Origin of the sequence: Streptomyces sp. SP18BB07 (assembly GCF_036322545.1) — a bacterium.
GTDB lineage: Bacteria > Actinomycetota > Actinomycetes > Streptomycetales > Streptomycetaceae > Streptomyces > Streptomyces deccanensis.
This window is the reverse complement of the sequence record NZ_JAQYWT010000302.1, coordinates 29,305-50,248: the sequence shown is the minus strand read 5'-3', so window position 1 is coordinate 50,248 and position 20,944 is coordinate 29,305. Positions and strand designations below refer to the sequence as shown.

The following is a 20,944-nucleotide window of genomic DNA, read 5'->3' as shown; positions in this document are numbered from 1 at the left end:
GTACGGTTGCCGGTTGCGGCTGTCAGTTGGCCCACGGTGGCACGATCCGCGTGCCGTCGGCCAGCTCCGCCTCCAGGCCGAGGGAGGTGGTGACCCAGGTGACGGCCGTCTCCGTCGTCGGGTTCTCGACGGTGAGGGTTGCGCCCGGGTTGATGATCAGGGTGTCGCCCGCGGCGACGCGGTCGGTGCGGCCGTCGAGGGTGACCAGCAGTTCGCCGCTGAGCAGATGAAGGATCTCCTCCTTGGTGACGGTGTGCGCGGGCGCCTTGGTCCCCGGCGGGATCTCGCCCCGCCAGGCGGCCAGTTCCCTGCTGCCCGTGCGGGGAGTGGCGTACGAGACGAAGCGGGCGCCGTGGATCTCGTGGACGACGGCTTCGGACGGGCGGACGACAGGCATGGGTGTCTCCTGGGTCTTTCGGGGCTCCGGCCGCTCCGGGGCTCCGGGAACTGGTTGGTCAAGCAGATTGACTATATGGTCAAGCTACTTGACCAGTTCGTCAAGGGTGTTTCAATGCAGGCGTGCAGAACTCCGAAGCCCTGGCCCTGACCGCCGCCCTGATCGCCGCCGCCGGTGAGCTGACGCGGCGTATCGACGAGGGCGTGACCGCGCGCGGCTTCGACGGGCGGCCCTCGTACGGCTTCGCGTTCACCCGGCTCGCCCCGGGCGGGGCGACGGTCACCGAACTCGCCGTCCATCTCGGGGTGACCAAGCAGGCGGCGAGTCAGCTGGTCGACGAGATGGTGCGCAAGGGGTACGTGGAGCGCCGGCCGCATCCCGGCGATGCCAGGGCTCGGCTCGTCGTCATGACCGAGCAGGGATGGGCCTGTGCCCGGGCGGCGGAAGAGGTGGCGGCCGAGGTCGTGGCGGGGTGGGCCGAACTGCTCGGCGGCGAGAGCGAACTGCGGGTATTGCGTGGCCAGTTGGGACGTATCGCTCCCTACGGTCCCATCAGGCCCGCCTGGTGACGGTTCGGCGTCACGTGTCAGTGGTCCCGATCATCACTTGAATATTTTACTGACGCGTAACTTCCCACTTTTTCTACTCGCCCGTAACTTGGCGAAGAAGAACAGCATCCTCGTGATCCGGATCACAGGGCGAACGTCGTCGCACGTCCCTTGAGCCGCAAGGAGATCACCCGATGCTGCCCTGGAAGCGCCTGATCAGACCGTTGGCGGCCCTGTGCCTGGCTGCCGCGGCGACCCTCGTGCCCGTCACCGCCGCGGAGGCCGCCGACACGGCCGCCGCACCGAGTCGTGGCTGGAACGACTACTCCTGCAAACCCTCCAGCGCCCACCCCCGCCCCGTCGTCCTCGTCCACGGAACGTTCGCGAACTCCGTCGACAACTGGCTGGGCCTCGCGCCGTACCTCGTGAACCGCGGCTACTGCGTCTACTCCCTCGACTACGGCCAACTCCCCGGCGTGGCCTTCTTCAACGGGCTCGGCCCCATCGACAGGTCGGCGGAGCAGCTCGACGCGTTCGTCGACCGGGTGCTCGCCGCGACCGGCGCCGCCGAGGCCGACCTCGTCGGCCACTCGCAGGGCGGCATGATGCCCCGCTACTACCTCAAGTTCCTCGGCGGGGCCGCCGAGGTGAACGCGCTCGTCGGCATCGCGCCCTCAACGGCCTCACCCAGCTCCTCGACCACTTCCCCGGCGCCGGCGACCTGCTCTCCACCGCCACCCCCGCCCTCGCCGACCAGGTCGTCGGATCCCCGTTCCTGACCAGGCTCAACGCGGGCGGCGACACCGTCCCCGGTGTGACCTACACGGTCCTCGCCACCCAGTACGACGAGGTGGTCACGCCGTACCGGTCCCAGTTCCTCGACGGGGCGAACGTACGCAACATCGTCATCCAGGACCTCTGCGCGCTCGACCTCTCCGCGCACGCGGCGATCGGGCTCCTCGACCGGATCGCGTTCCACGAGGTCGTCAACGCCCTGGATCCGGCCCACGCCACCCCGACGACGTGTCTCTCGGTCGTCGGCTGACACGTGCCGACGCGTTCCACCGGGGCCTGTCCGGCCTGAGCCGCCCGACAGGCCCCGGAAGTCGTCAGCGGCCGTGCCGGCCACCGGTCGTCGCACGGCGGCGGGCGGCGGCGAAGAGGAGGGAGGAACCGAGCGCCAGGACGGCCGCGCCGCCGAGGGCCAGATACGGGGTCAGGCCGTCGCCGCCGGTGTCGGCGAGCCCGTCCTCGCCGCCGGCGGGCTCCGCGAGGCCGCCCGAACCGGTCCCCGCCACCGACTCCCCGACCGTCGTCGACTTCGCGGCCGTCGTCGACTTCGCGGTCGGCGACGCGTCGTCGGAGGTGGCCCCCGCGGGCCCTTGGGCCGAGGTCTGCCCCGATGTCTTCGCCGACGCCTTCGGTGTCGGGTCCGTCGTCGAGCTCGCGTCGTCGTCGCCGTGGCCGCCGTGCTCGACGGTCGACTCGTCGGCGCCCTCCTCGATCTGCTCCTCCGAGGGAGTGGACGCGCCGGCCCCGCTGTCGCCGAACGAGACGTCCGAGCAGGAGTAGAACGCCTCCGGGCTGTCCGAGCGCTGCCAGACCGCGTACAGCAGATGCCTGCCGGAGCGCTGTGGGAGGGTGCCCGAGAACCTGTAGAAGCCGCCCGACGCGGCCGGGTCGGTGGCGGTCGCCACCGGGTTCGCCAGGTCGAGGTCGTCCCAGGCGAGCGGCCGGGACGGGTCGTAGCCGCTCCTGGTGACGTACACCTTGAACGTCCCCTTGTGAGGGGCCGTCACCCGGTACGCGAAGGCGTACGACCCGGCGCGCACGCTCGTCGTCGGCCAGTCGGCGCGGGCCAGGTCGAGGCCCTTGAACGCCTCGTCGCCCGCGCCGCACAGCTCGCCGTCCGGGATCAGCTCCCGATGGCGGCCGACCGCGTCGCCGATCCGTACGCCGTTCCAGTCGTAGAGTGCCTGGGTGCCGCCGGCCGCGACCGCCGCCCGGCAGGCCGCCGACCTCGGGTTCTCGGGGCCCTCCGCGTAACACTGCGCCACCCGGCTCACCGGGTCGTCCAACGAACCGTGCGCCACGGCCGGTCCTGCGGCGAACACGGTCAGCGCGAGCGGGACGGCGCCGACCGCCCCCAGCGCGCCGACGACACGTGCGGTGGCGGACGCGGTGGCCTCGCGGCGGGCAGCGGGCATGGCGGCGCACTCCTCGAAACGGTCCTGGACGGCTCCCGGGTGGTCCCGGATGCCGGGGGCGATCAGCAAGGTAGCCCCAAGGAACCGCGGAATCGCCTGCTGAGGGCGGGTGCGGGGGATCCTTATGGTGGCGTTAAGGATGGGCTAACCGAGGGCTCAGGAAAGGCCGTTGGGAACCTGCCGAAGATCCGGTTCTTACCTCGGTGCGTGACACTGGGCCCGTTCGTACCCGTCAGAGAAGGGAACCCGCGCATGAGCGCCGTACGCGGAACATCCGTGGACATCACCACCGAGGACGGCACCGTCGACGCCTACCTCGTGCACCCCGACGACGACGCCGCGCATCCGGCGGTCCTGTTCTACATGGACGCGTTCGGGCTGCGGCCGCATCTGCGGGCGATGGCCGACCGGCTGGCCGGTGCCGGGTACACGGTCCTCGTGCCCAACGTCTTCCACCGCTCGGGGCGGACCCCGGTGTTCGACCTGCCCGAGTTCATCGATCCGGCCGCGCGTCCGGAGATATGGGACCAGATCCTGCCGGTCATGCTGTCGCTGACGCCGGAACTCGCGCTGCGGGACGCGGCGGCGTATCTGGGATGGCTCGCCGACAGCCCGCACGCCGCCGACGGACCCGTCGGGATCACCGGGTACTGCATGGGCGCCCGGCTGGCCCTGCACACCGCCGGCGCCTTTCCCGAACGGGTCGCCGCCGCGGCCGGTTTCCACGGGGGACGTCTGGCGACCGACGACCCGGACAGCCCGCATCTGGCGGTGGCCCGGATCACCGGCGAGGTCTACCTCGGCCACGCCGACGAGGACCCGTCGCTGCCCCCGGAGCAGATCGAGCTGCTCGACAAGACGCTCACCGAGGCCGGGGTCCGCCATCGCACCGAGGTCTACGCCGGTGCCCCGCACGGCTACACCCAGGCCGACACCGCCGCGTACGACGCGGAGGCGACGGAACGCCACTGGACGGCCCTGCTGGACCTGCTGGACCGCAATCTGCGGTCAGGGACCTGATCGGCCCCCCGAGGCTCCCCGGGGCGGTCCGTCCCCGACGCCCGAGGTCGGGGCGTCGGGGACGGCTGCCGCTGGAGTCGGTGGTGATCGGTGGTGATCGGTGGGATCGCCGGAGTCGGTGGACGCGCGTACGTGCTCGTGGCCGGGGCGCGGGTGCTCAGCCGTCAGGCCACCAGGTGCGCGCGATGTCCTTTCGCACTTCCCGGCGCTCGACGGGGCGTTCGTCGGCCTCGTCCCGCACCCGGCGGGACGTGGACTTCCTCAGGGGCTTCTGCACGGTCGTACGGCGCATGGCTGCCTCCTTGCGTCTACCGTGTTCCGCGTTTTCACGGAGGTAGACCTTTTCCGGGAGCGTTACTCATCGTTCGTGCTCTGTCAGTGGCGGCTGTCACCATCTGGACTGTCAGTGGCAGGTGTCACTCTGGCGGCATGACCAACATCGACGACGGTGAAACCTCCCCAGCCCTGCGAACACCGGGGAACCCGGCGGCAGATGACTCCTCGGGAGCCTTCGACTGGGACGCGGAAGCCGCCGCTTTCGACGACGAACCCGATCACGGCCTGCGGGAACCCGCCGTGCGGGAGGCCTGGTCGGCCCGGCTGCGGGACTGGCTGCCCAGGCGCCCCTCGGACGTGCTCGACCTCGGCTGCGGCACCGGCAGCCTGTCACTCCTCGCGACCGAGCGGGGGCACCGGGTGACCGGAGTGGACTCCTCCCCGGCCATGGTCGCCCTGGCCCGCGCCAAGCTCGCCGGGCGCCCCGCCGTGTTCCTCGTCGGCGACGCGGCGGCTCCACCCGTCGGGGAGGAGCGGTTCGACGTGATCCTCGTCCGCCATGTGCTGTGGACCCTGCCCGATCCGGCCCGCGTGCTGCGCCGCTGGTGCGGACTGCTGCGGCCCGGCGGGCGGCTCGTGCTGGTCGAGGGGGTGTGGGGCACGGTCAGCCCGGTCGGCATACCCGCCGAGCGGCTGTACGGGCTGGTCGCGCCCCTCGTGTCCGAAGCGGAGCTGGTGCGGCTGCAGGACGACCCGCTGCTGTGGGGCAGGGAGGTCGAGGACGAACGCTACGCGATCGTGGCCCGCCTCTGACCGCCCCCCACCGGCGCGGCTAGGACAGCAGGGACTCCAGGCCGCCCTCGGTGGTGGCGAGGGACTCCAGCGTGTCGAGGGCGGCGACGGCTGCCGCCGCGGCCTCCGGGTCGCTCCGCGCGAGCCCGCTCTCCTCGAACTCGTCCTCGTCCAGCCGCAGTACGGTTGTGCCGTCGGCGGACCGCCACAGGTCCAGGTCGAGGTCCTCCACGACGACCTCCCCACCGGAGAACGTGGCGGGCCTGGTGATGTCGCAGTACCAGCCCTTCAGCGTGCCCCGCGCGTCCCGCACCTCCTTCACCGCGTACCACCGGTCGCGCCAGTAGTACTCGGTGAACACGTCACCGGGCTCGAAGCGTACGAAGCCGAAGTCCCGCACCCCCTCGGTCGCCCAGTCGGCGTGCACCACGATCCGGGTGCCGTCGTCGCTCACCAGCCGTGCGGGGTAACGGATCTTCGTGCGGCCCGCCTTGAGCAGGACGACGTCCACCTCGCGCCCCTCCTGCCGGGAGTCAGCCGAGTTCACGGACATACCGCACCTCCGTCGCGCACACCTCGTACCCGAACCACTTGTTGACCGCGAGCATCGGCCCGTTGCCCGCGTCGTTGCCCGTGAACGCCTCCGTGTAGCCGGCGGCGCGGGCGCGGTGCAGGGAGTCGTTCTTGGCGAGCTTGGCGAGGCCCCGGCCGCGGAAGGCACGGGCGGTGCCCGTCATCGCGGTGAAGTAGCGGTCCCGGCCGTCCGTGCGGACCGCGGTGAAGGCGGCGGGGGTGCCGTCCACGACGACCACCGTGCTCAGGGCGCGGTCCAGCAGGGGGTGGTCGTAGGTCTCCTTCACCCACTGCTCGTAGTCGTCCAACTCGGCGTCGACGTCGCCCGGTTCGTCCGCCGTGGTCTCCGCGTCCAGGTCGAACAGGGGGCGCGGGTCGTCGGCGAAGTCGGCGGCCGTCCGCAGCTCCACGTCCCCGGGCGGGGAGTCGAGCGGGGGGAGGGTGCCGTGGGCCAGGTCCAGGCGCAGGAAGTGTGCGGAGCGGCTCGGCGCATAGCCGCGGCGCTCGGCGAACGCGCGGTTCTCCGGGGTGTCCAGCACCCAGGACAGCAGCCGCCGCGCGCCCACCGCCGTCAGCCGCTCCTCTGCGGTGCGCGCCAGCAGGGCGCCCGCGCCCCGGCGCAGGTACGCCGGGTGCACATACACGTTGAGCTCGCCCTGGCCCGGTACGGGGCTGTCGTGGGCGATGGACAGCTGCGCGGTGCCGATCACCTCGCCGTCCGCCTCGGCGACCAGCTGTCGCTGGTGGGCCTCGGGGGGAGCGTGCGTGGCGTCGTGGAGCAGGGACTCGGCGGTGCCGACCAGGAAGGGCAGGGCGTGCCGTCGAACGTCGGCGAAGGCCTCGGCGTCCGCCGGGTCGGCGGCGCGGAGGTCGCGCACGATCAGTGTCATGGGTGGGCACGCTACGTGGGCGGCGCCGGGAGTCGCCTCCGATTTTCCGGTGGGTACGGGACAATCGCCGCGTGACCTTGAAGATTCGCATCGTGGACGGGGGCGCGCCCTATGAGCAGGTGCGCGCCCAGATCTCGGAACAGGCCCGCTCCGGGGCGCTGCCCGTGGGGTACCGGTTGCCGACCGTACGGGGGCTCGCCGAACAGCTCGGGCTCGCGGCCAACACCGTCGCCAAGGCGTACCGGGCGCTGGAGACCGACGGGGTGATCGAGACGCGGGGGCGCAACGGGACGTTCGTGGCCGCGGCCGGCTCCGCCGCGGAACGGGAGGCGGCGGTGGCTGCGGGGGCGTACGCGGAGCGGGCGCGCCGACTCGGGCTGAGCGAGACGGAGGCGTTGGCGGCGGCCCGGGACGCCCTGCGGGCCGCGTACGTGGAGTAGAGCCACTGGCGCCCGAGGCCGGTCCGGCACCGCCGAAACACGCCGCCGGTGGCTGAGCGCCGTCGCGGCGGGATCAGTCAACCGGCGGAAACACGTCAGCCGGGCACGTGAGCCGCGGGCGGGGCGGGGGCAGCAGAGCCGTAGGCAGCGGGGTGCGCTGTGAGCGGCGGGGCGAGAGAGGCCGGGTGGGGCGGTGCTGGGGGCCGATGGTGGGGGCTGGAGGCTTAGCGGGGGAGGTGTTCCGGTGTTCGGGTTGGCTGCAAACCCGCTTTTCTCGCTGTCCTCGCGAACGTCGTCGCGTCCTGCACCGCCGCCGCGTGGGGGTCGTTGTTGAAGTAGACGTAGGCGTCGGCGGTGGCGGGCCAGGTGTCGGCGATGCGGTGGGCCCAGGTGGACAGGGACCGCTCGCCGTAGTGGGGCCAGGGGTGGGCCCGGCCCTGGTGGAGGCGGAGGTAGCACCAGTCGGTGGTGCGCCAGAGCGGCGTGGCCGGGCGGGAGTGGCTGTCCGCCCAGCACAGGGCCGCGCCCCGGGATTCCAGGACCTCGCGGACCTCGGCGGTCCACCACGAGTCGTGGCGGGGCTCGACCGCGATCCGGGTGCCGGAGGGGAAGCAGCCCAGGCAGGCGTCCAGGAGAGCGGGGTCGGCCCGTAGCGTCGGGGGGAGCTGGAGCAGGATCGGGCCCAGCCGGTCGCCCAGGCCCTCCGCGTGGCTCATCAGGCGGTGCACCGGCTCCTCGGGGTCCCGCAGGCGCTTGATGTGGGTCAGGTACCGGCTCGCCTTCACCGCGACCACGAAGTCCGCCGGCACCCTTGCCCGCCACGCCTCGAAGTTCTCCTTCGTCGGCAGCCGGTAGAACGCGTTGTTGAGCTCGACCGTCGCGAAGCGGGCCGCGTACTCCTCCAGCCACAGCCGGGTGGGGCAGCCCTCCGGGTAGACGGCGCCCCGCCAGTCCTTGTACTGCCACCCCGACGTGCCGACGAACAAGGTCATACATCCATGAAAACACCCGAGCGGGACCGCCTACAGGTGACCGCCTAGAGGTACAGGCCCGCGTCCGCCCCGCCCCGCGGCTCCGGCAGCGACGTCGGTGACGTGCCGCGACGCAGCGCGTACAGCTCGGCCAGGGTCGCGCCCTCGCGGCCGACACCCTCGTCCGTGCCGAGCCAGCCCACCGCCTCCGCGCGGGTCAGCGCGCCCACCTCGATCCGGGCGAGACAGCGGCCGGGGCGGACGACAGCCGGGTGGAGGCGCTCCAGGTCCTCGTTGGTGGTGACGCCCACCAGGACGTTGCGGCCCTGGCCGAGCAGGCCGTCGGTCAGGTTCAGCAGCCGCGAGAGCGCCTGGCCCGCCGTGTGCTTGGCCTCGCCCCGGATCAGTTCGTCGCAGTCCTCCAGCAGGAGCAGCCGCCAGCGGCCCTTGCCCGTGGAGTCGTCCTCGCCGATCGCGATGTCCATCAGATAGCCGACGTCGGAGAAGAGCCGCTCGGGGTCCAGGACGCAGTCGACCTGGCACCAGTCCCGCCAGGAACGCGCAAGCGTGCGCAGCGCGGACGTCTTGCCGGTGCCGGGCGGGCCGTGCAGCAGCAGGAGACGGCCCGCGATGTCCTCCGGGGTCGTCTTCATCAGCCGGTCCATCGCGTCCGCCACCGGCGCCGTGTAGTTCGGCCGTACCTCCTCCCACGTACCCGCCGAGATCTGCCGGGTGGTGCGGTGCGGGCCTCGGCGCGGCGAGACGTACCAGAAGCCCATCGTCACGTTCTCCGGCTGCGGCTCGGGTTCGTCGGCCGCGCCGTCGGTGGCCTGGCCGAGCACCTTCTCCGCCAGCTCGGCGGTGGTCGCGGTCACCGTGACGTCGGCGCCCCGGTTCCAGCGGGAGATCAGCACCGTCCAGCCGTCGCCCTCGGCGAGGGTCGCGCTGCGGTCGTCGTCCCGCGCGGAGCGCAGCACCCGGGCGCCCGGCGGCAGCAGGGTGGCCCCGGACCGTACCCGGTCGATGTTCGCCGCGTGCGCGTGCGGCTGCTCGCCCGTCGCGAAACGGCCGAGGAACAGCGCGTCGACGACATCGGACGGGGAGTCGCTGTCGTCGACGTTGAGCCGGATCGGCAGTGCGTCGTGTGGGTTGGCAGACATGTCGCCATGATCCGTCACCGAGGGCTCCCCGTGCACCCGCTTTCCGTGGCGCGCCGGAGATGCCCGCCCGTGAGCCGCCCGATCGCCCAGGAGTTCACCGGCGGAACCTCCCCCAGGACGGGCCCGCGCGGTTACTGTTGCCCATGATGGGACGTCATGGGTGGATTGCGGGGGACCGGCGGTGGCGGCTCACCGCGCTGCTGGGCGTGGCGGTGGCCGCGCTGGCCCTCGTCGTGACCCTGCTCAACACTCTTCCCGGGGGCGGCAGCACCGCCGGCACCACCCCCGACGGCGACAAGGTGCACGGCACGCCCGCGACCCCGCCGGGGGACATCGGACCCAGTGTGGGCTGGGGATTCACCCACACCCAGTTCAGCGCGGACGTGGGCAGCGGGACGGCTGTCGAGCGCGTCGAGAAGCGGCTCGCCGAGCGGCCCCTGCCGCAGATCCAGCACATCATGGGCTGGGGCGCGGGCAACCCCGAACCCGTCGAGGGGCGTTACGACTTCGAGGAGATGGACCGGCGCATCGACTTCGTCCGCGCCACCGGTGGCACGCCCGTCGTCACCCTGTGCTGCGCGCCCGACTGGATGAAGGGCGGCAGACCGGGCGCCGACCGGACCGACTGGAGCCAGGCCGCGCTGGAGACCGCGCCCGAGCCGGAGCACTTCGCGGACTACGCCGCCCTCGCCGCCACCGTCGCCAAGCGCTACCCGGACGTACGGCACTTCATCGTCTGGAACGAGTTCAAGGGCTTCTGGAACGACGCGGAGGCCCGCTGGGACTACGAGGGGTACACCGAGCTGTACAACCTCGTTTACAAGGCCCTGAAGAAGGTCGACGAGGACATCATGGTCGGCGGGCCCTACCTGGTCATGGACAGTGTCGACCCGCGCCAGGAGCAGGACGCGTCGACCCGGCTCAAGGGGCCGTGGGGCGCCATGGACCGGCGGATCCTCGACGCCTTCGACTACTGGAACGAGAACAAGGCCGGCGCCGACTTCGTGGTGGTCGACGGATCCAGCTACACCCGGGACGACGAGCTGGTCCCGGACGAGTTCGCGGCGACCGACAAGTTCACGGACGTGAGCCGGTGGGTGCGGGAGCGGTCCGGCGATCTGCCGCTGTGGTGGGCCGAGTACTACGTCGAACCGGGCGACGGGGACGACAACCGGCACGGCTGGTCCGAGAACCGCCGGGTCGCCGTCCAGGCCTCCGGGCTGATGGCCATGGCCAAGGGCGGTGCCACCTCCGGTTTCTACTGGAACCCGGAGGAGAGGACCGGCGAGTGCCCCGGCTGTCTGTGGACGCCGACCGACAAGCGTGACGGCGGACGCGAACTGCCCATGCACGGGTTGCTGTCCCGGTTCAGCGAGGAGTTCCCGCCGGGGACGACGTACGAGACGGTGTCCGTCGCGACGGACGACAAGCCGAACGTGCGCGTGCTGGCCGACGACAAGGCCGTGCTCGTCGTCAACACCCTCGACCGCAGGATCAGTGCGGAGATCGACGGGAAGAAGTTCGACATGGGAGCGTACGAAACGAAGTGGCTCGACAGGTAGTCGGGTGACCGCGCGCCGGTTGTGGCTGGTCGCGCAGTTCCCCGCGCCCCTTTCAGGGGCGCTACGGCGAGCCCATCGTCAGGAACCTCTGCACCAGTGACGCCAGCAGCAAGGCCAGGAGCGGCAGGCTGAACCAGAAGCTGCTCTGCAGCCAGCGGAGTTGGCGTACCCCGGGGCGGACCGCCACACGGACCATCTCGCGGACGCTCAGCAGCACGATCAGGGCGATCGCGGCCAGGCCGCCCACCACCGACCACGGGGTCCAGGTGACCTGGGGGCCGATCGGGCCGGGATCGGGATCCGGGGCCTTCCCGGGCTGGTCGCGCAGGGCGAAGACCGTGGCGTCGTCGTTGGAGAACACCTTCTCGATGTCGGCGCGCTCGTCGAGGTTCCGGATGAGCCGGGACTCCCAGTTCGCCGAGTAACCGGCGTCCATCTGAAGGTTGGTGACCTGGCTGCGGTTGACGATCAGGAACGAGCCCGCGCCCGCGTCCTTGAGCGCCTTGGCCACACCGGACACCAGGACCGGATCCACCGGCGCGAGCGTCGGCACGTACTCGACCTTCTCCATGTCCCGGGCGCCCCACGGCATCGCGGGCGTCACGTTGTTCACCGGGTCGTCGCTGAGCCACAGCAGCCGTACCGTCGGGTCGTCGTGGGCGTAGACGTACTCCATGGCGGCGACCTCGCCCGGACGGACGCGCTCGAAGGGCTCGTTGCCCCAGCGGGCGACCAGGAAGCCGCCGATGAGGACGAGGCCGGCCATCAGGGCGGCCGGCGGGGCGAGGCTCCTTCGGTCCTTGTCGCGTTCCTCGGCGGTGACGCCGGTGCGCGGGAAGAGGGCGAGGGCGGCCAGCAGCGCGGCGCCCGGCAGCGCGAACATGAAGACCCGCAGGGCCATCTCACCGCCGTACGACTGCATACCGAAGCCCAGGAACGGCACGAACGTCAGCACGAGCAGGGAGCGTTCACGGTACTTGTTCGCGCGGCGCCGCCAGAAGCCGTAACAGGCGAGGAGCATGACCGAGCCGGCGAGGGCCACGCGCGCGTACAGCACTAGCTTGTGGGTCGAACTGCCCTCGCCGATCCGGCCGGAGACCGAGGAGGTGACGTTTCCACCCACACCGCCGACCCCGCCGAAGAGTTCGTCGAAGTGGCCCGACCAGTACGGCTCGGCGAGGAAGCCCACCCAGACGGCGACCAGCACGGCGAACAGGATGGGCAGGCCGCGCAGTTCGGAGCGGCCGACCAGGACGAGGGCCGCGAGGACGCCCAGCATCACGAACGGGGTGAGCTGGTGGGCGGGCACCGTCGCCGCGTACAGCGCGATCAGGACCGCCAGGAGGACCGCGCGCTGCCGGCGGTCCGTCGGCTCGACCTCCGCCTCGCCGGGGCGCACCGCGCCCCACAGCATGTGCGGGGCGCGGAACCAGACCAGCAGGATCGCGACGAAGACCAGGTAGAGGAGGTAGGTGAAGCCCTGCGGGGAGAAGTAGTCCTGCCCCACCCAGCCGCTCAGGACGAAGATCCAGACACCCGTCCACCGGGCGCGCCAGCTCGCCCGCATATGGCGGGCGAGGAGGAACATCGGGGCCAGATAGAGGAGTTGGACGGCCGTCGGCCACCAGCGGATGATCTCGGTGAAGTCGGTGACCCCGCAGGCCTGCGCCACGAACGCCGCCGCCGCGAAGAATCCCGGCCAGCTCCACCGGGCGTCCAGGTCGGGTACGGCCGTGCCGGTGCGGTCGATGTAGTCGATGAACCCCAGGTGCTGCCAGGCCGTCGCGAACCGGGGTTCGGTCTCGATCACGGCGGGCAGCGCGTGCAGCGAGAACACGGTGGCCAGGAGAGTGATCAGCAGCAGCGCGCGGTGCTCCCGGGCCGGCCGGAGCAGCGCGGCGAACACGACCGCCAGCAGGCCCGCCCCGACCAGGGTCGGCGTCGGCAGCACGGAGATCAGGCCGAGGCCGCCCATGCGGTCCAGGTCGGAGTCGTCCAGCGCCAGCGCGGGCACCCAGTAGAGCAGCAGCGCGGAGAGCAGCAGGGAGCCGAGGACCGCCCCGGTGATCGTGGGGTGCGAGAGGCGTTCGCGGAGGGACACCCGGGGTGCGTCCTGGTCGGACGGCGTCTCCTCGGCCTCGGGTGCCACCGGCTCCCGTACGGACTTCTCCAGCTTCTCGGCCTCTCGTGCGAAGTCCGGTTCCCTTGCGGCCTCTTCGAACGGGGCGTCCACCTCCGGCGGACGGGTGGGCCGGTCCTGGGCCCAGGCCGGCCGGTGCTCCCCACGCGTCGGCAGCGCGGTTCCGGTGGGCGGGGTTCCCGGGCCGGGCCGGACGTCCGGGCGGCGTTCCAGGTGGTCGAAGTCGACATGGATGCCGAGGGCGAGGGTGTCGGAGTCCAGGCGCCGGGACCGGGCGCCGCTCTGCCTCGCGGCGGAGGCCATGCGGCCGAGGTCGGCGAGATCGCCGTCGGGTGCCGCGTCCGCGGGTACCTCGGCGGGCCCGGCGCCGCACAGGATCCGGTACAGCCGTGGCGCGGCGATCAGCACGATCACCGCGAGGCTGGAGATCTCGGCGACGCCCGCGCCGGTCAGCCCCATCCGGGGGAGCAGGACCAGGGTCAGGCCGAGGACCAGGGCGCACAACAGGCCCTGCAGCCAGGCGAGTCCGGCGGTGCGGCTCTGGGCGCGCAGCACCGCGAAGTACGTCTCCATGACGACCCGCAGGACCGCGCCGACCGCGAACCAGCGCAGCAGCGGGGTCGCCGCGTCCGCGTAGGCCGGCCCGAAGACGGCCAGGATCCAGGGCGCCCCGACGAACAGCACCGCGCACACCGGCAGCATGATCCGGGCCATCCGCTTCAGCGCGGCCCGGGTGTTGGCGGCCAGACGTGCCGGGTCGTGGGCGCCCTCGACGGTCAGCGAGGCACCCATGTTGATGGCGAGCAGATTGACGGTGCCGCCGATGGTGGTGGTGATGTAGAAGTACGCGTTGTCGGCGGAGCCGACCTGCGCGGCGACGATCACCGGGACCAGATAGACGACCGCGAGCGAGAAGAGGGAGCCCGTGTAGTCACCGGCGAGGAAGCGGCCGATCTCCCGCAGCGACGGCGGGTGCGCGTGGTCGTCGGTGGCCCGCACATGGGCCGGGATCAGCCGCCGGAACACCAGCCAGCCCAGCGGCAGCACGGACATCGCGATCGCCGCGACCCAGGACACGAAGACGCCCATGGTCGGGATCGCGGCGGCGAACACCACCAGCAGCACCAGCTTCACCGCCGAGAACGCGGTGTTGCCGACCGGCACCCACACCGCGCTGCGCAGCCCGGTGAGCACCCCGTCCTGGAGCGTCAGCGTCGACCAGGCCACCACCGCGAGCACGAAGAACACGGCGTAGAGCGGATCGTGCAGAAAGCTGTACGACGACCCCCACAGGCCCAGCGTCAGCAGGAACACGCCCGCCGCCAGCGCCACGACCACCGCACTGCCCGCGTACGTGCGGAAGATCAGCCGGCCGGTGTCCCGGCCCGCGACCGGGATGAACCGCGCCAGCGCACCCGTCAGCGTCAGCGCGGTGAGCCCGGCGAGGAGCTTCATCGCGGCGATCGCGGCGGAGCCCTGACCGACCGAGGCCTCGGTGTAGTAGCGGGCGGCGGCCAGCCAGAAGCCGAGGCCGAGCACGGCCGAGATACCGGTGTTCAGCATCAGGGCGTAGGCGTTGCGGAACAGCTGGTCGCCCCCCGCCCCCTTGCCCAGCCCGGGCAGGCGCAGCCTGCGGCCGGGGCCCGGCCCGGGCCCGGTCTCCTCGGTCGTGGTGTCCTCGGCCTCGTGAGCCGTGGTGGTCGTCGTGTCAGACACGGGAACGGATGGCCTTCCGGACCTGTCGTGCTCTTCGGACCATGGCGTACCCCTTGGTCAGGGCACGGTCCCGGGCGAAGGTGCGGGCGATCGCACGGCCTTCGACGAGCCGCTCGAACTCCGTGATGTCCGTGGAACGCCGCACGGTCACCCGCCGCAGCGCGTACGGGCCCTGTGCGCGCCGGGCCAGCGCGTTGCCGACCGCGAGCGACTGGGCGAAGCCCGTCTCCCGCACCGCCACGCGCACCCGGCGGCTGGAGTAGCCGTACGGATAGGCGAACGAGACGGGCCGGGTGCCCAGTTCGTCGGCGACGATCTGCCGGCAGCGCCGCAGCTCGAACCGGAGCCGGTCGTCGTCCAGCATGTCGAGCTGCGGATGGGTGTGGCTGTGCCCGCCGATCTCCACGCCGTGGTCGGCGAGCTCGCGGACCTGGTTCCAGCCGAGCATGGTGTCGAGGGCGTCGCCGTTGTCGTGGGGGCCCTCGATCCAGCCCGTGGTGACGAACAGCGAGGCCGCGAAGCCGTGCTTGGCGAGGACAGGCAGGGCGTGCCGGTGCACGCCCGCGTAGCCGTCGTCGAAGGTGATCAGCACGGGCCGGGCGGTGAGCGGGCGGCCGCGCCGCCAACTCGCCGCCAGGTCGGCGGTGTTCACCGGGGTGAGGCCCAGGTCGTCGATGAGCGCCATCTGCTGCGCGAAGGCCTCCGGGGTCACCGACAGGTCCCTGGTGGCGTCGTTCGGCGCGGTGGACACCGCGTGGTACATCAGGATCGGCACGGCCGCCGCCGTCCCCGCCGTCCCCGTCGTCTCCGTCATGACGAGCCCCCCTCGCCCCCCTTGCCGACCGGGCCGCCCGGAATCTCGCCGACCGAGAACGTGACCTCGCCCCTGCGGGCCCGGACGCTCCCGACAACGTACCCCCCGGCCGCCGCCGCCACCCCCGTGACGATCGCGCCCGCACGTCCCGCGCCGCCCGCGCGGCCGAGCAGCGCGTCCCGCAGGCCGCGCGCCACGCCGGCGGGCAGCACCCGGGTGGTGTACCGGCGCTCCGACTCCAGCCCCTTGTCCGCGCCCACGCTCCGCGCCACCAGCGCCTTCGACAGCCCCTCCGCGTAGGTGCGGGCGCGGAAGTACGCGAAGCGCTCCCGCACGCCCGGCACCCGGTGGTGGATCACCGCCCGGTCGTCGAGCAGCAGCACCGCCTCCGGCCGGGCCCGGGAGAGCCGGATGCACAGCTCCGTCTCCTCGCAGCCCAGCGGGCGCTTGTCCCCGTCGCGGCCGATACCGGTGGCGAAGCCCCCGGCCGCGTCGAAGGCGCTGCGGCGGAAGGAGGCGTTGCCGCCGAGGACGTTGCGGACCTCGGCGACACCGCCGGGCAGCCCCTTGTAGGCGCAGCCCACCACCCAGTCGAACTCCTCGGGGAACCAGGCCGGGCGGCGGCCGGACGCCCACACGGGCACCGTACGGCCGCCGACGGCCATGACCCGGGGGTCGGCGTATCCCTGGACGAAGTAGCGCAGCCAGTCGCGCTCGGCCACGGCGTCGTCGTCGAGGAAGGCGATGATCTCCCCGTACGAGGCGGCGATGCCCGTGTTGCGTCCGGCGGACAGCCCCCGGGGGCCCGCGTTGGCGAGCACGCGAACCTCATGGACCTCTTTGTACTCCCCGGTCAGACGCTCCAGCAGGGACCGGTTGTGGTCCACCACCAGGAGCGTCTCCAGGGCCGGCCGGGACTGGGCGCGCACCGAGGAGACCGCCGCGAGGATGTCCTCCCAGCGGTCCTCGGTGTACACACAGATCACGACCGAGACGGTCGGCTCGTTCAAGACGCCTCTCCCCGCCCGGCGGTGAGCATCGTCGGGGCCGAACGGCGGCGCAGGGCACGCCGGTTGGAGCGCTCCTTCAAGATCACCTTCAGCACCCGCAGTCCGTCGCGGACGGCCCGCAGATTGCTCGCGCCGTGGATGCGCAGATACTCGTGGCTGGGGATCTCCTGCACCTTCAGGCCCGCCTTGACGACCCGGATGTTCATCAGGGTCTCCACCTCGAAGCCGGTGCAGTCGAGGTCGATCTTGTCGAGGCAGTGCCGCCAGAACGCGTTGTAGCCGTAGCACAGGTCGGTGTAGCGGGCGCCGAACTTGCGGTTCACCGTGGTGCACAGCGCCCAGTTGCCGAGCTTGCGGATCAGGGTCATGTCGTCGGTGCCGCCGCCGTTGGCGAAGCGGGAGCCCTTGGCGAAGTCGGCGCCCGAGACGAGGGCGGAGACATACGACACGATCTCGTGCCCGTCGGCCGAGCCGTCCGCGTCGACCATCACGATGATGTCACCGGTGCACGCCGCGAAGCCGGTGATCAGGGCGTCCCCCTTGCCCTTGCCCCGCTGCGGGACGACCTTGACGTCCGGCCACAGTTCGCGGGCCACCTCGACCGTGTTGTCGGTGGAGTTGCCGTCGACCAGGACCACCTCGTGGATCCAGCCGGGCAGCGTCTTGAAGACGTACGGAAGGTTCTCCGCCTCGTTCATGGCGGGGATCACCACGCTCACCGGTGGTGCGATGGCCAGGTGGTTGGAGATCGGCCGGTACTTCGCGAGCGCCGACGTCTCGGCGCTGTCGGTGTCGGATTCGGATATCGCCGGGCGCAGAACTGAGCTCATGAGTCTGGTCCCTCTCGTCCGGTGAACCACCCGCCCCTGGGCGGTTCGGAATGTTGTCCGGTTCGAAAGGGGGGTCCTCACTCACGGCACGGCGAAGTAGACCTCCGTGCGTGCCGGGTGAGCTGGCAAAGCCTGCCGACTGTCGCGACTCGGCAGTCGGTCGCGCGGCACGACTCGGTGAACGGTGTGCTCACCGAGCACGGCACCCCCCTACCGCGCCCCACGCCGGGACCGCCGCGCTCCTTGAGCCCTCCCCTAGGAGCATGTGCCGACGGACCGATGCGGGTTTATGTACAACGATGCAAGACGGTATTGATGATTGAGACCATATGGCAATACCTTGTACGAGGTCTCACGTTTTTGTTGATGTGTCCGTTACCTGACCTCCCGACCGGATTTTCCCCATCCGTTTCAACAATCTGTCGGCGGGTTCGAACAGTTCCGGTCGGGCCAGCACCGCGTTCCGCAAGGCCCGGACCGGCGCCCGTCGCGCCCGGTGCCCGAGCGCCACCGGATGGCGCCGGGTGACCCACCCCTCCGACACCGAGATCTCCCGGGTCTTCAGGGAGTCCTTGTACTGCTTCTGCCCCCGGCCCAGGTCCAGGTAGGCGATGCCGTCGGCGGCGCCCTCCTCGGCCATGTGCAGATGCAGCAGCAGGCCCGGCGAGAACCTCGCGAACGCCGGGTCGTACGCCGGGAACCAGCATGTCAGTACCCGCTCGGAGCGCAGTCCGAAATGAGCCGCGGCCGGCTTGCCGTCCGCGTACAGCACGGACAGCTGGCCGGCGAAGGACGCGGAGCGGGTGTGGAAGAGCTGGTGCACCAGGCGGGTGATCCACGGGTGCGCGAAGCGGTCGCTGCGGCCCGTCCTGCGGTACTGCGCCGACTTCCAGGCCATCAGGGTGCGCAGGGCCCGCGGGTCCCGCTCGTCGTGCACATAACGCACCTCGTTCACCGCGCGGCCGAGCCTGCGCTCCTTGGCGAGCGTCGAGCGGAGGAACTTCGGCGAGCGGGCCCGCACCTGGCCCAGATACGCCTCGTAGCCCTGCTCCAGATCCATGACCGGCGACGGGAAGCTCTCGGTGACATGAGCGGCGAACGGCGTCTGGCCCGCCGCCAGATGGTCGAACTCCCACACCGCGAGCCCGCAGGCCCGCAGCAGTTCCTCGGGGTCCCAGGTGAAGCCCGGCCGGTGGACCACGCCCTGGCAGTCGGAGAGGCCGAGACCGACGGCTCTGCCCACCCCGACGGTGGTTCTCTGGTACGGGAAGAAGGCCGCCGGCTCGCCGCCCTCCCGTACGACCGCGATCCGCACCCCACGTCTGCAGCGGCCCACCGAGAGGGCGAACTCCGGGGACAGGAACGGGTTCGCCAGTTCGGGCGCGCCGTGGAGATGGGCCTTGGACTGCAGAGCGGTCCAGGCCGCCCGGTCGGCGGCGGTCAGTTCGCCGGGGCGGTACACACTGATGTCCACGTCTCAGGTCCGTCTTCTCTCCGTACGGGCGCCCGGGCGCCGTACCAGACTCGGCAGGAGAACGAGCGAGCTGATCACGGTCACGGCCGTGATCCCACGGGTCACCGACCACGAGTGGGTGGCGATCATGCCCTGCGCGACGAGGAGGTTCACCGCGATCGCGCCCGCGAGGGACGTCACGACGCGGCCGAACGGCTCCAGTCCGCGCAGGGCGGCCCCGATGGCGGCTCCTGGCGCGACGAGGAGGAAGAACAGGGTGAACGGGCCGCGCAGCACGGAGTCGGTGTCGGCGAACGCGAGCACCGCGCCGACCCCCGCCACGGCCGCGGCCACGCCCGCCAGCAGCGGCCCACCACTGTCTGACAACGATGGCTTGATACCCGAGGTCTGCATTGGCGACTTTGCCCCCTGAAGCGCCGGATGCCGGGCTTCAATGTCGCTCAGTCGGCGCGGGGGAGTCAATACGTCGAGACCCGCCACGCCCGACCGTATGCCCGATTGTCACGCGCCGGCGAGGAGATGCGCGGTCGCACACGAAGAATCCCCGGAGGCGACCCACGCCTCCGGGGAAACTTCTCTCACAAGGGGACATTCACAAGGGGACATTCACAGGGGGACCTGCACAGAGGAACGGTCGCCCTTACGGGACGATCTGCAGCAGGCGGTTCGGGGAACCGGTGCCGGGGCTGGTGACCTTGCCGGTCACGGCGCCGGCGGTCAGGGCCGAGGCGACCTGGGCCGGGGTGGCCGAGGTGTGGCCGGCCAGGTAGACGGCGGCAGCGCCCGCGACGTGCGGCGTGGCCATCGAGGTGCCCGAGATGGTGTTGGTCGCGGTGTCGCTGGTGTACCAGCCGGCCGTGATCGACGAACCCGGGGCGAAGATGTCGAGGACCGAGCCGAAGTTGGAGTAGCTCGCCCGGGCGTCCGTGTTGGTGGTGGCGCCGACCGTGATCGCCTCGGTGACGCGGGCCGGGGAGTACGAGGAGGCGTTGGCGCTGCTGTTGCCGGCCGCGACGGCGTAGGTCACCCCGCTGGATATGGAGTTGCGGACGGCCGTGTCGATGGCGGTGGAGGCGCCGCCGCCGAGCGACATGTTGGCGACGGAGGGGCCGCTGTGGTTCGCGGTCACCCAGTCGATGCCCGCGACGACGCCGGCCGTGGTGCCCGAGCCGGCGTTGTTCAGCACGCGCACGGCCACGATCTTCGCCTGCTTGGCGATGCCGTAGGTCGAGCCCGCGATCGTGGACGCGACGTGCGTGCCGTGGCCGTTGCCGTCCTGGGCGACGCTGTCGCCGTCGACGGCGTCGTAGCCGTTGACCGCCCGGCCGCCGAACTGGGCGTGCGAGATGCGCACACCGGTGTCGATGACGTACGCGGTCACCCCGCTGCCCGCGCTGTCCGGGTAGGTGTACGTGCCGGACAACGGCAGCGACGCCTGGTCGGAGCGGTCCAGGCCCCACGGGGCGTTGGTCTGGGTGGCGTCCACCGTGAAGACCTGGTCCTGCTCGACGGAGGCGATCGCCGGGTCGGCGGCGAGTCTCTTCGCCTCGGTCGCGGAGAGCTTCGCCGAGTAGCCGTTGAGCGCGGACTTGAAGGTCCGCTTCACCGTGCCGCCGTACTCCTCGACCAGGTCCTTGCCCGCGCTCGACGCGGCCTTGAGACCCGCGCCCTTCTTGAGCGTGACGATGTAGCTGTCCTTGACGGCGGTGGGGGAGCCGGCCGCGAGCACCTTGCCCTCGGCCGGGGCGGCCTGGGCGGGGAGCGCGGTCAGACCGCCGAGCAGGGCGGCGGTCGCCACGGTGGTGACGGCGGCGACGCGGATGTTCTTGCTACGCAGGTGTGCCATTACGAGGGTTTCCTCCTCATAGGCGACGCGCGTCTGGGTGGGGCGCGCGTTCGTGGGGGGTACGTGCGGGATCGCACGCACGGCCGGGAGCGTCGCGTTCCGCTCGCGGCTGTAAGCAGACTGGGTGATCTACGGGTGTAGCTCAAGAGAGTTGAACTGTTGTCATGTTTCTGTCACACACCTGAAATCGAACGCGAGGGGAACGCGGCGGGTACGTTCGCTTGCGGACGGGAAAGTATTGACATGAACACTTCCGATCAACACGCGTAGTTGCTACG

At 71.5% G+C, this 20,944-nt stretch carries 19 protein-coding genes and 1 pseudogene; 6 read left to right on the top strand and 14 right to left on the bottom strand.

Going from position 1 to position 20,944, the window contains the following annotated elements; translation table 11 throughout:
* Window positions 1-22 precede the first annotated feature (22 nt).
* Window positions 23-397, bottom strand: coding sequence for a cupin domain-containing protein (locus tag PUR53_RS19020; RefSeq protein WP_329900418.1), 375 nt, complete (start codon window positions 395-397; stop codon window positions 23-25).
* 122 nt (window positions 398-519) lie between these two features.
* On the opposite strand from PUR53_RS19020, the gene PUR53_RS19015 reads away from it, so the two are divergent.
* Together PUR53_RS19015 and PUR53_RS19010 are read left to right on the top strand one after the other, a co-directional pair.
* Complete coding sequence (locus tag PUR53_RS19015; RefSeq protein WP_329909010.1) at window positions 520-966, top strand: MarR family winged helix-turn-helix transcriptional regulator; 447 nt, start codon at window positions 520-522, stop codon at window positions 964-966.
* Between the two features lie 173 nt (window positions 967-1,139).
* Window positions 1,140-1,990: pseudogene (locus tag PUR53_RS19010) on the top strand (esterase/lipase family protein).
* A 64-nt stretch (window positions 1,991-2,054) separates the two neighbouring features.
* Here the strand turns inward: PUR53_RS19010 and PUR53_RS19005 are convergent.
* Window positions 2,055-3,152 carry a lytic polysaccharide monooxygenase gene (locus PUR53_RS19005; protein WP_329909036.1) on the bottom strand — a complete coding sequence of 366 codons (1,098 nt, stop codon included), beginning with the start codon at window positions 3,150-3,152 and terminating at the stop codon, window positions 2,055-2,057.
* Between the two features lie 252 nt (window positions 3,153-3,404).
* Between PUR53_RS19005 and PUR53_RS19000 the strand changes: the two genes are divergently transcribed.
* Window positions 3,405-4,172 (top strand): dienelactone hydrolase family protein, encoded by a 768-nt coding sequence (locus PUR53_RS19000; RefSeq protein WP_329900415.1) that lies wholly within the window; start codon window positions 3,405-3,407, stop codon window positions 4,170-4,172.
* A gap of 157 nt (window positions 4,173-4,329) precedes the next feature.
* Here PUR53_RS19000 and PUR53_RS18995 read toward each other — a convergent pair whose 3' ends face one another.
* Window positions 4,330-4,464 (bottom strand): hypothetical protein, encoded by a 135-nt coding sequence (locus PUR53_RS18995; protein WP_086751667.1) that lies wholly within the window; start codon window positions 4,462-4,464, stop codon window positions 4,330-4,332.
* A 137-nt stretch (window positions 4,465-4,601) separates the two neighbouring features.
* Between PUR53_RS18995 and PUR53_RS18990 the strand changes: the two genes are divergently transcribed.
* Window positions 4,602-5,261: a class I SAM-dependent methyltransferase gene (locus PUR53_RS18990; RefSeq protein WP_329909009.1), complete on the top strand. Its 660-nt coding sequence runs from the start codon at window positions 4,602-4,604 to the stop codon at window positions 5,259-5,261.
* Between the two features lie 19 nt (window positions 5,262-5,280).
* Here the strand turns inward: PUR53_RS18990 and PUR53_RS18985 are convergent, their stop codons facing one another.
* Entirely contained in the window at window positions 5,281-5,793 is a 513-nt protein-coding gene (locus tag PUR53_RS18985) for a DUF402 domain-containing protein (RefSeq protein WP_329909008.1), read from the bottom strand.
* Window positions 5,774-6,703, bottom strand: coding sequence for a GNAT family N-acetyltransferase (locus PUR53_RS18980; RefSeq protein WP_329909007.1), 930 nt, complete (start codon window positions 6,701-6,703; stop codon window positions 5,774-5,776). Before PUR53_RS18980 ends, PUR53_RS18985 begins: the two co-directional genes overlap by 20 nt.
* A gap of 71 nt (window positions 6,704-6,774) precedes the next feature.
* On the opposite strand from PUR53_RS18980, the gene PUR53_RS18975 reads away from it, so the two are divergent.
* Entirely contained in the window at window positions 6,775-7,143 is a 369-nt protein-coding gene (locus tag PUR53_RS18975; RefSeq protein WP_329900411.1) for a GntR family transcriptional regulator, read from the top strand.
* 224 nt (window positions 7,144-7,367) lie between these two features.
* Here the strand turns inward: PUR53_RS18975 and PUR53_RS18970 are convergent, their stop codons facing one another.
* Together PUR53_RS18970 and PUR53_RS18965 are read right to left on the bottom strand one after the other, a co-directional pair.
* Window positions 7,368-8,135: a DUF72 domain-containing protein gene (locus tag PUR53_RS18970; protein WP_329900410.1), complete on the bottom strand. Its 768-nt coding sequence runs from the start codon at window positions 8,133-8,135 to the stop codon at window positions 7,368-7,370.
* 44 nt (window positions 8,136-8,179) lie between these two features.
* Window positions 8,180-9,274 (bottom strand): DUF5925 domain-containing protein, encoded by a 1,095-nt coding sequence (locus PUR53_RS18965; protein ID WP_443078269.1) that lies wholly within the window; start codon window positions 9,272-9,274, stop codon window positions 8,180-8,182.
* A 146-nt stretch (window positions 9,275-9,420) separates the two neighbouring features.
* On the opposite strand from PUR53_RS18965, the gene PUR53_RS18960 reads away from it, so the two are divergent.
* Window positions 9,421-10,836, top strand: coding sequence for a GH39 family glycosyl hydrolase (locus tag PUR53_RS18960; protein ID WP_329909035.1), 1,416 nt, complete (start codon window positions 9,421-9,423; stop codon window positions 10,834-10,836).
* A 61-nt stretch (window positions 10,837-10,897) separates the two neighbouring features.
* On the opposite strand, the gene PUR53_RS18955 is transcribed toward PUR53_RS18960, so the two are convergent.
* The 7 genes from PUR53_RS18955 to PUR53_RS18925 form a co-directional block, all read right to left on the bottom strand.
* Window positions 10,898-14,692 (bottom strand): lipopolysaccharide biosynthesis protein, encoded by a 3,795-nt coding sequence (locus tag PUR53_RS18955; RefSeq protein ID WP_329909006.1) that lies wholly within the window; start codon window positions 14,690-14,692, stop codon window positions 10,898-10,900.
* Window positions 14,685-15,506: a polysaccharide deacetylase family protein gene (locus tag PUR53_RS18950; protein WP_329909005.1), complete on the bottom strand. Its 822-nt coding sequence runs from the start codon at window positions 15,504-15,506 to the stop codon at window positions 14,685-14,687. The genes PUR53_RS18955 and PUR53_RS18950 overlap by 8 nt, the downstream gene beginning before the upstream one ends.
* Window positions 15,503-16,516: a glycosyltransferase gene (locus PUR53_RS18945; RefSeq protein ID WP_329909004.1), complete on the bottom strand. Its 1,014-nt coding sequence runs from the start codon at window positions 16,514-16,516 to the stop codon at window positions 15,503-15,505. Before PUR53_RS18945 ends, PUR53_RS18950 begins: the two co-directional genes overlap by 4 nt.
* On the bottom strand, window positions 16,513-17,346 hold the full coding sequence (locus PUR53_RS18940) for a glycosyltransferase family 2 protein (RefSeq protein WP_329900405.1): 834 nt from the start codon (window positions 17,344-17,346) through the stop codon (window positions 16,513-16,515). The genes PUR53_RS18945 and PUR53_RS18940 overlap by 4 nt, the downstream gene beginning before the upstream one ends.
* Before the next feature lie 352 nt (window positions 17,347-17,698).
* Complete coding sequence (locus PUR53_RS18935; RefSeq protein ID WP_329900404.1) at window positions 17,699-18,820, bottom strand: GNAT family N-acetyltransferase; 1,122 nt, start codon at window positions 18,818-18,820, stop codon at window positions 17,699-17,701.
* A gap of 3 nt (window positions 18,821-18,823) precedes the next feature.
* Window positions 18,824-19,186, bottom strand: coding sequence for a hypothetical protein (locus PUR53_RS18930; RefSeq protein WP_329900403.1), 363 nt, complete (start codon window positions 19,184-19,186; stop codon window positions 18,824-18,826).
* Between the two features lie 274 nt (window positions 19,187-19,460).
* The gene (locus tag PUR53_RS18925; RefSeq protein ID WP_329900402.1) at window positions 19,461-20,666 is read right to left on the bottom strand and encodes a S8 family peptidase; all 1,206 of its coding nucleotides are present in this window, start codon (window positions 20,664-20,666) and stop codon (window positions 19,461-19,463) included.
* Window positions 20,667-20,944: the final 278 nt, after the last annotated feature.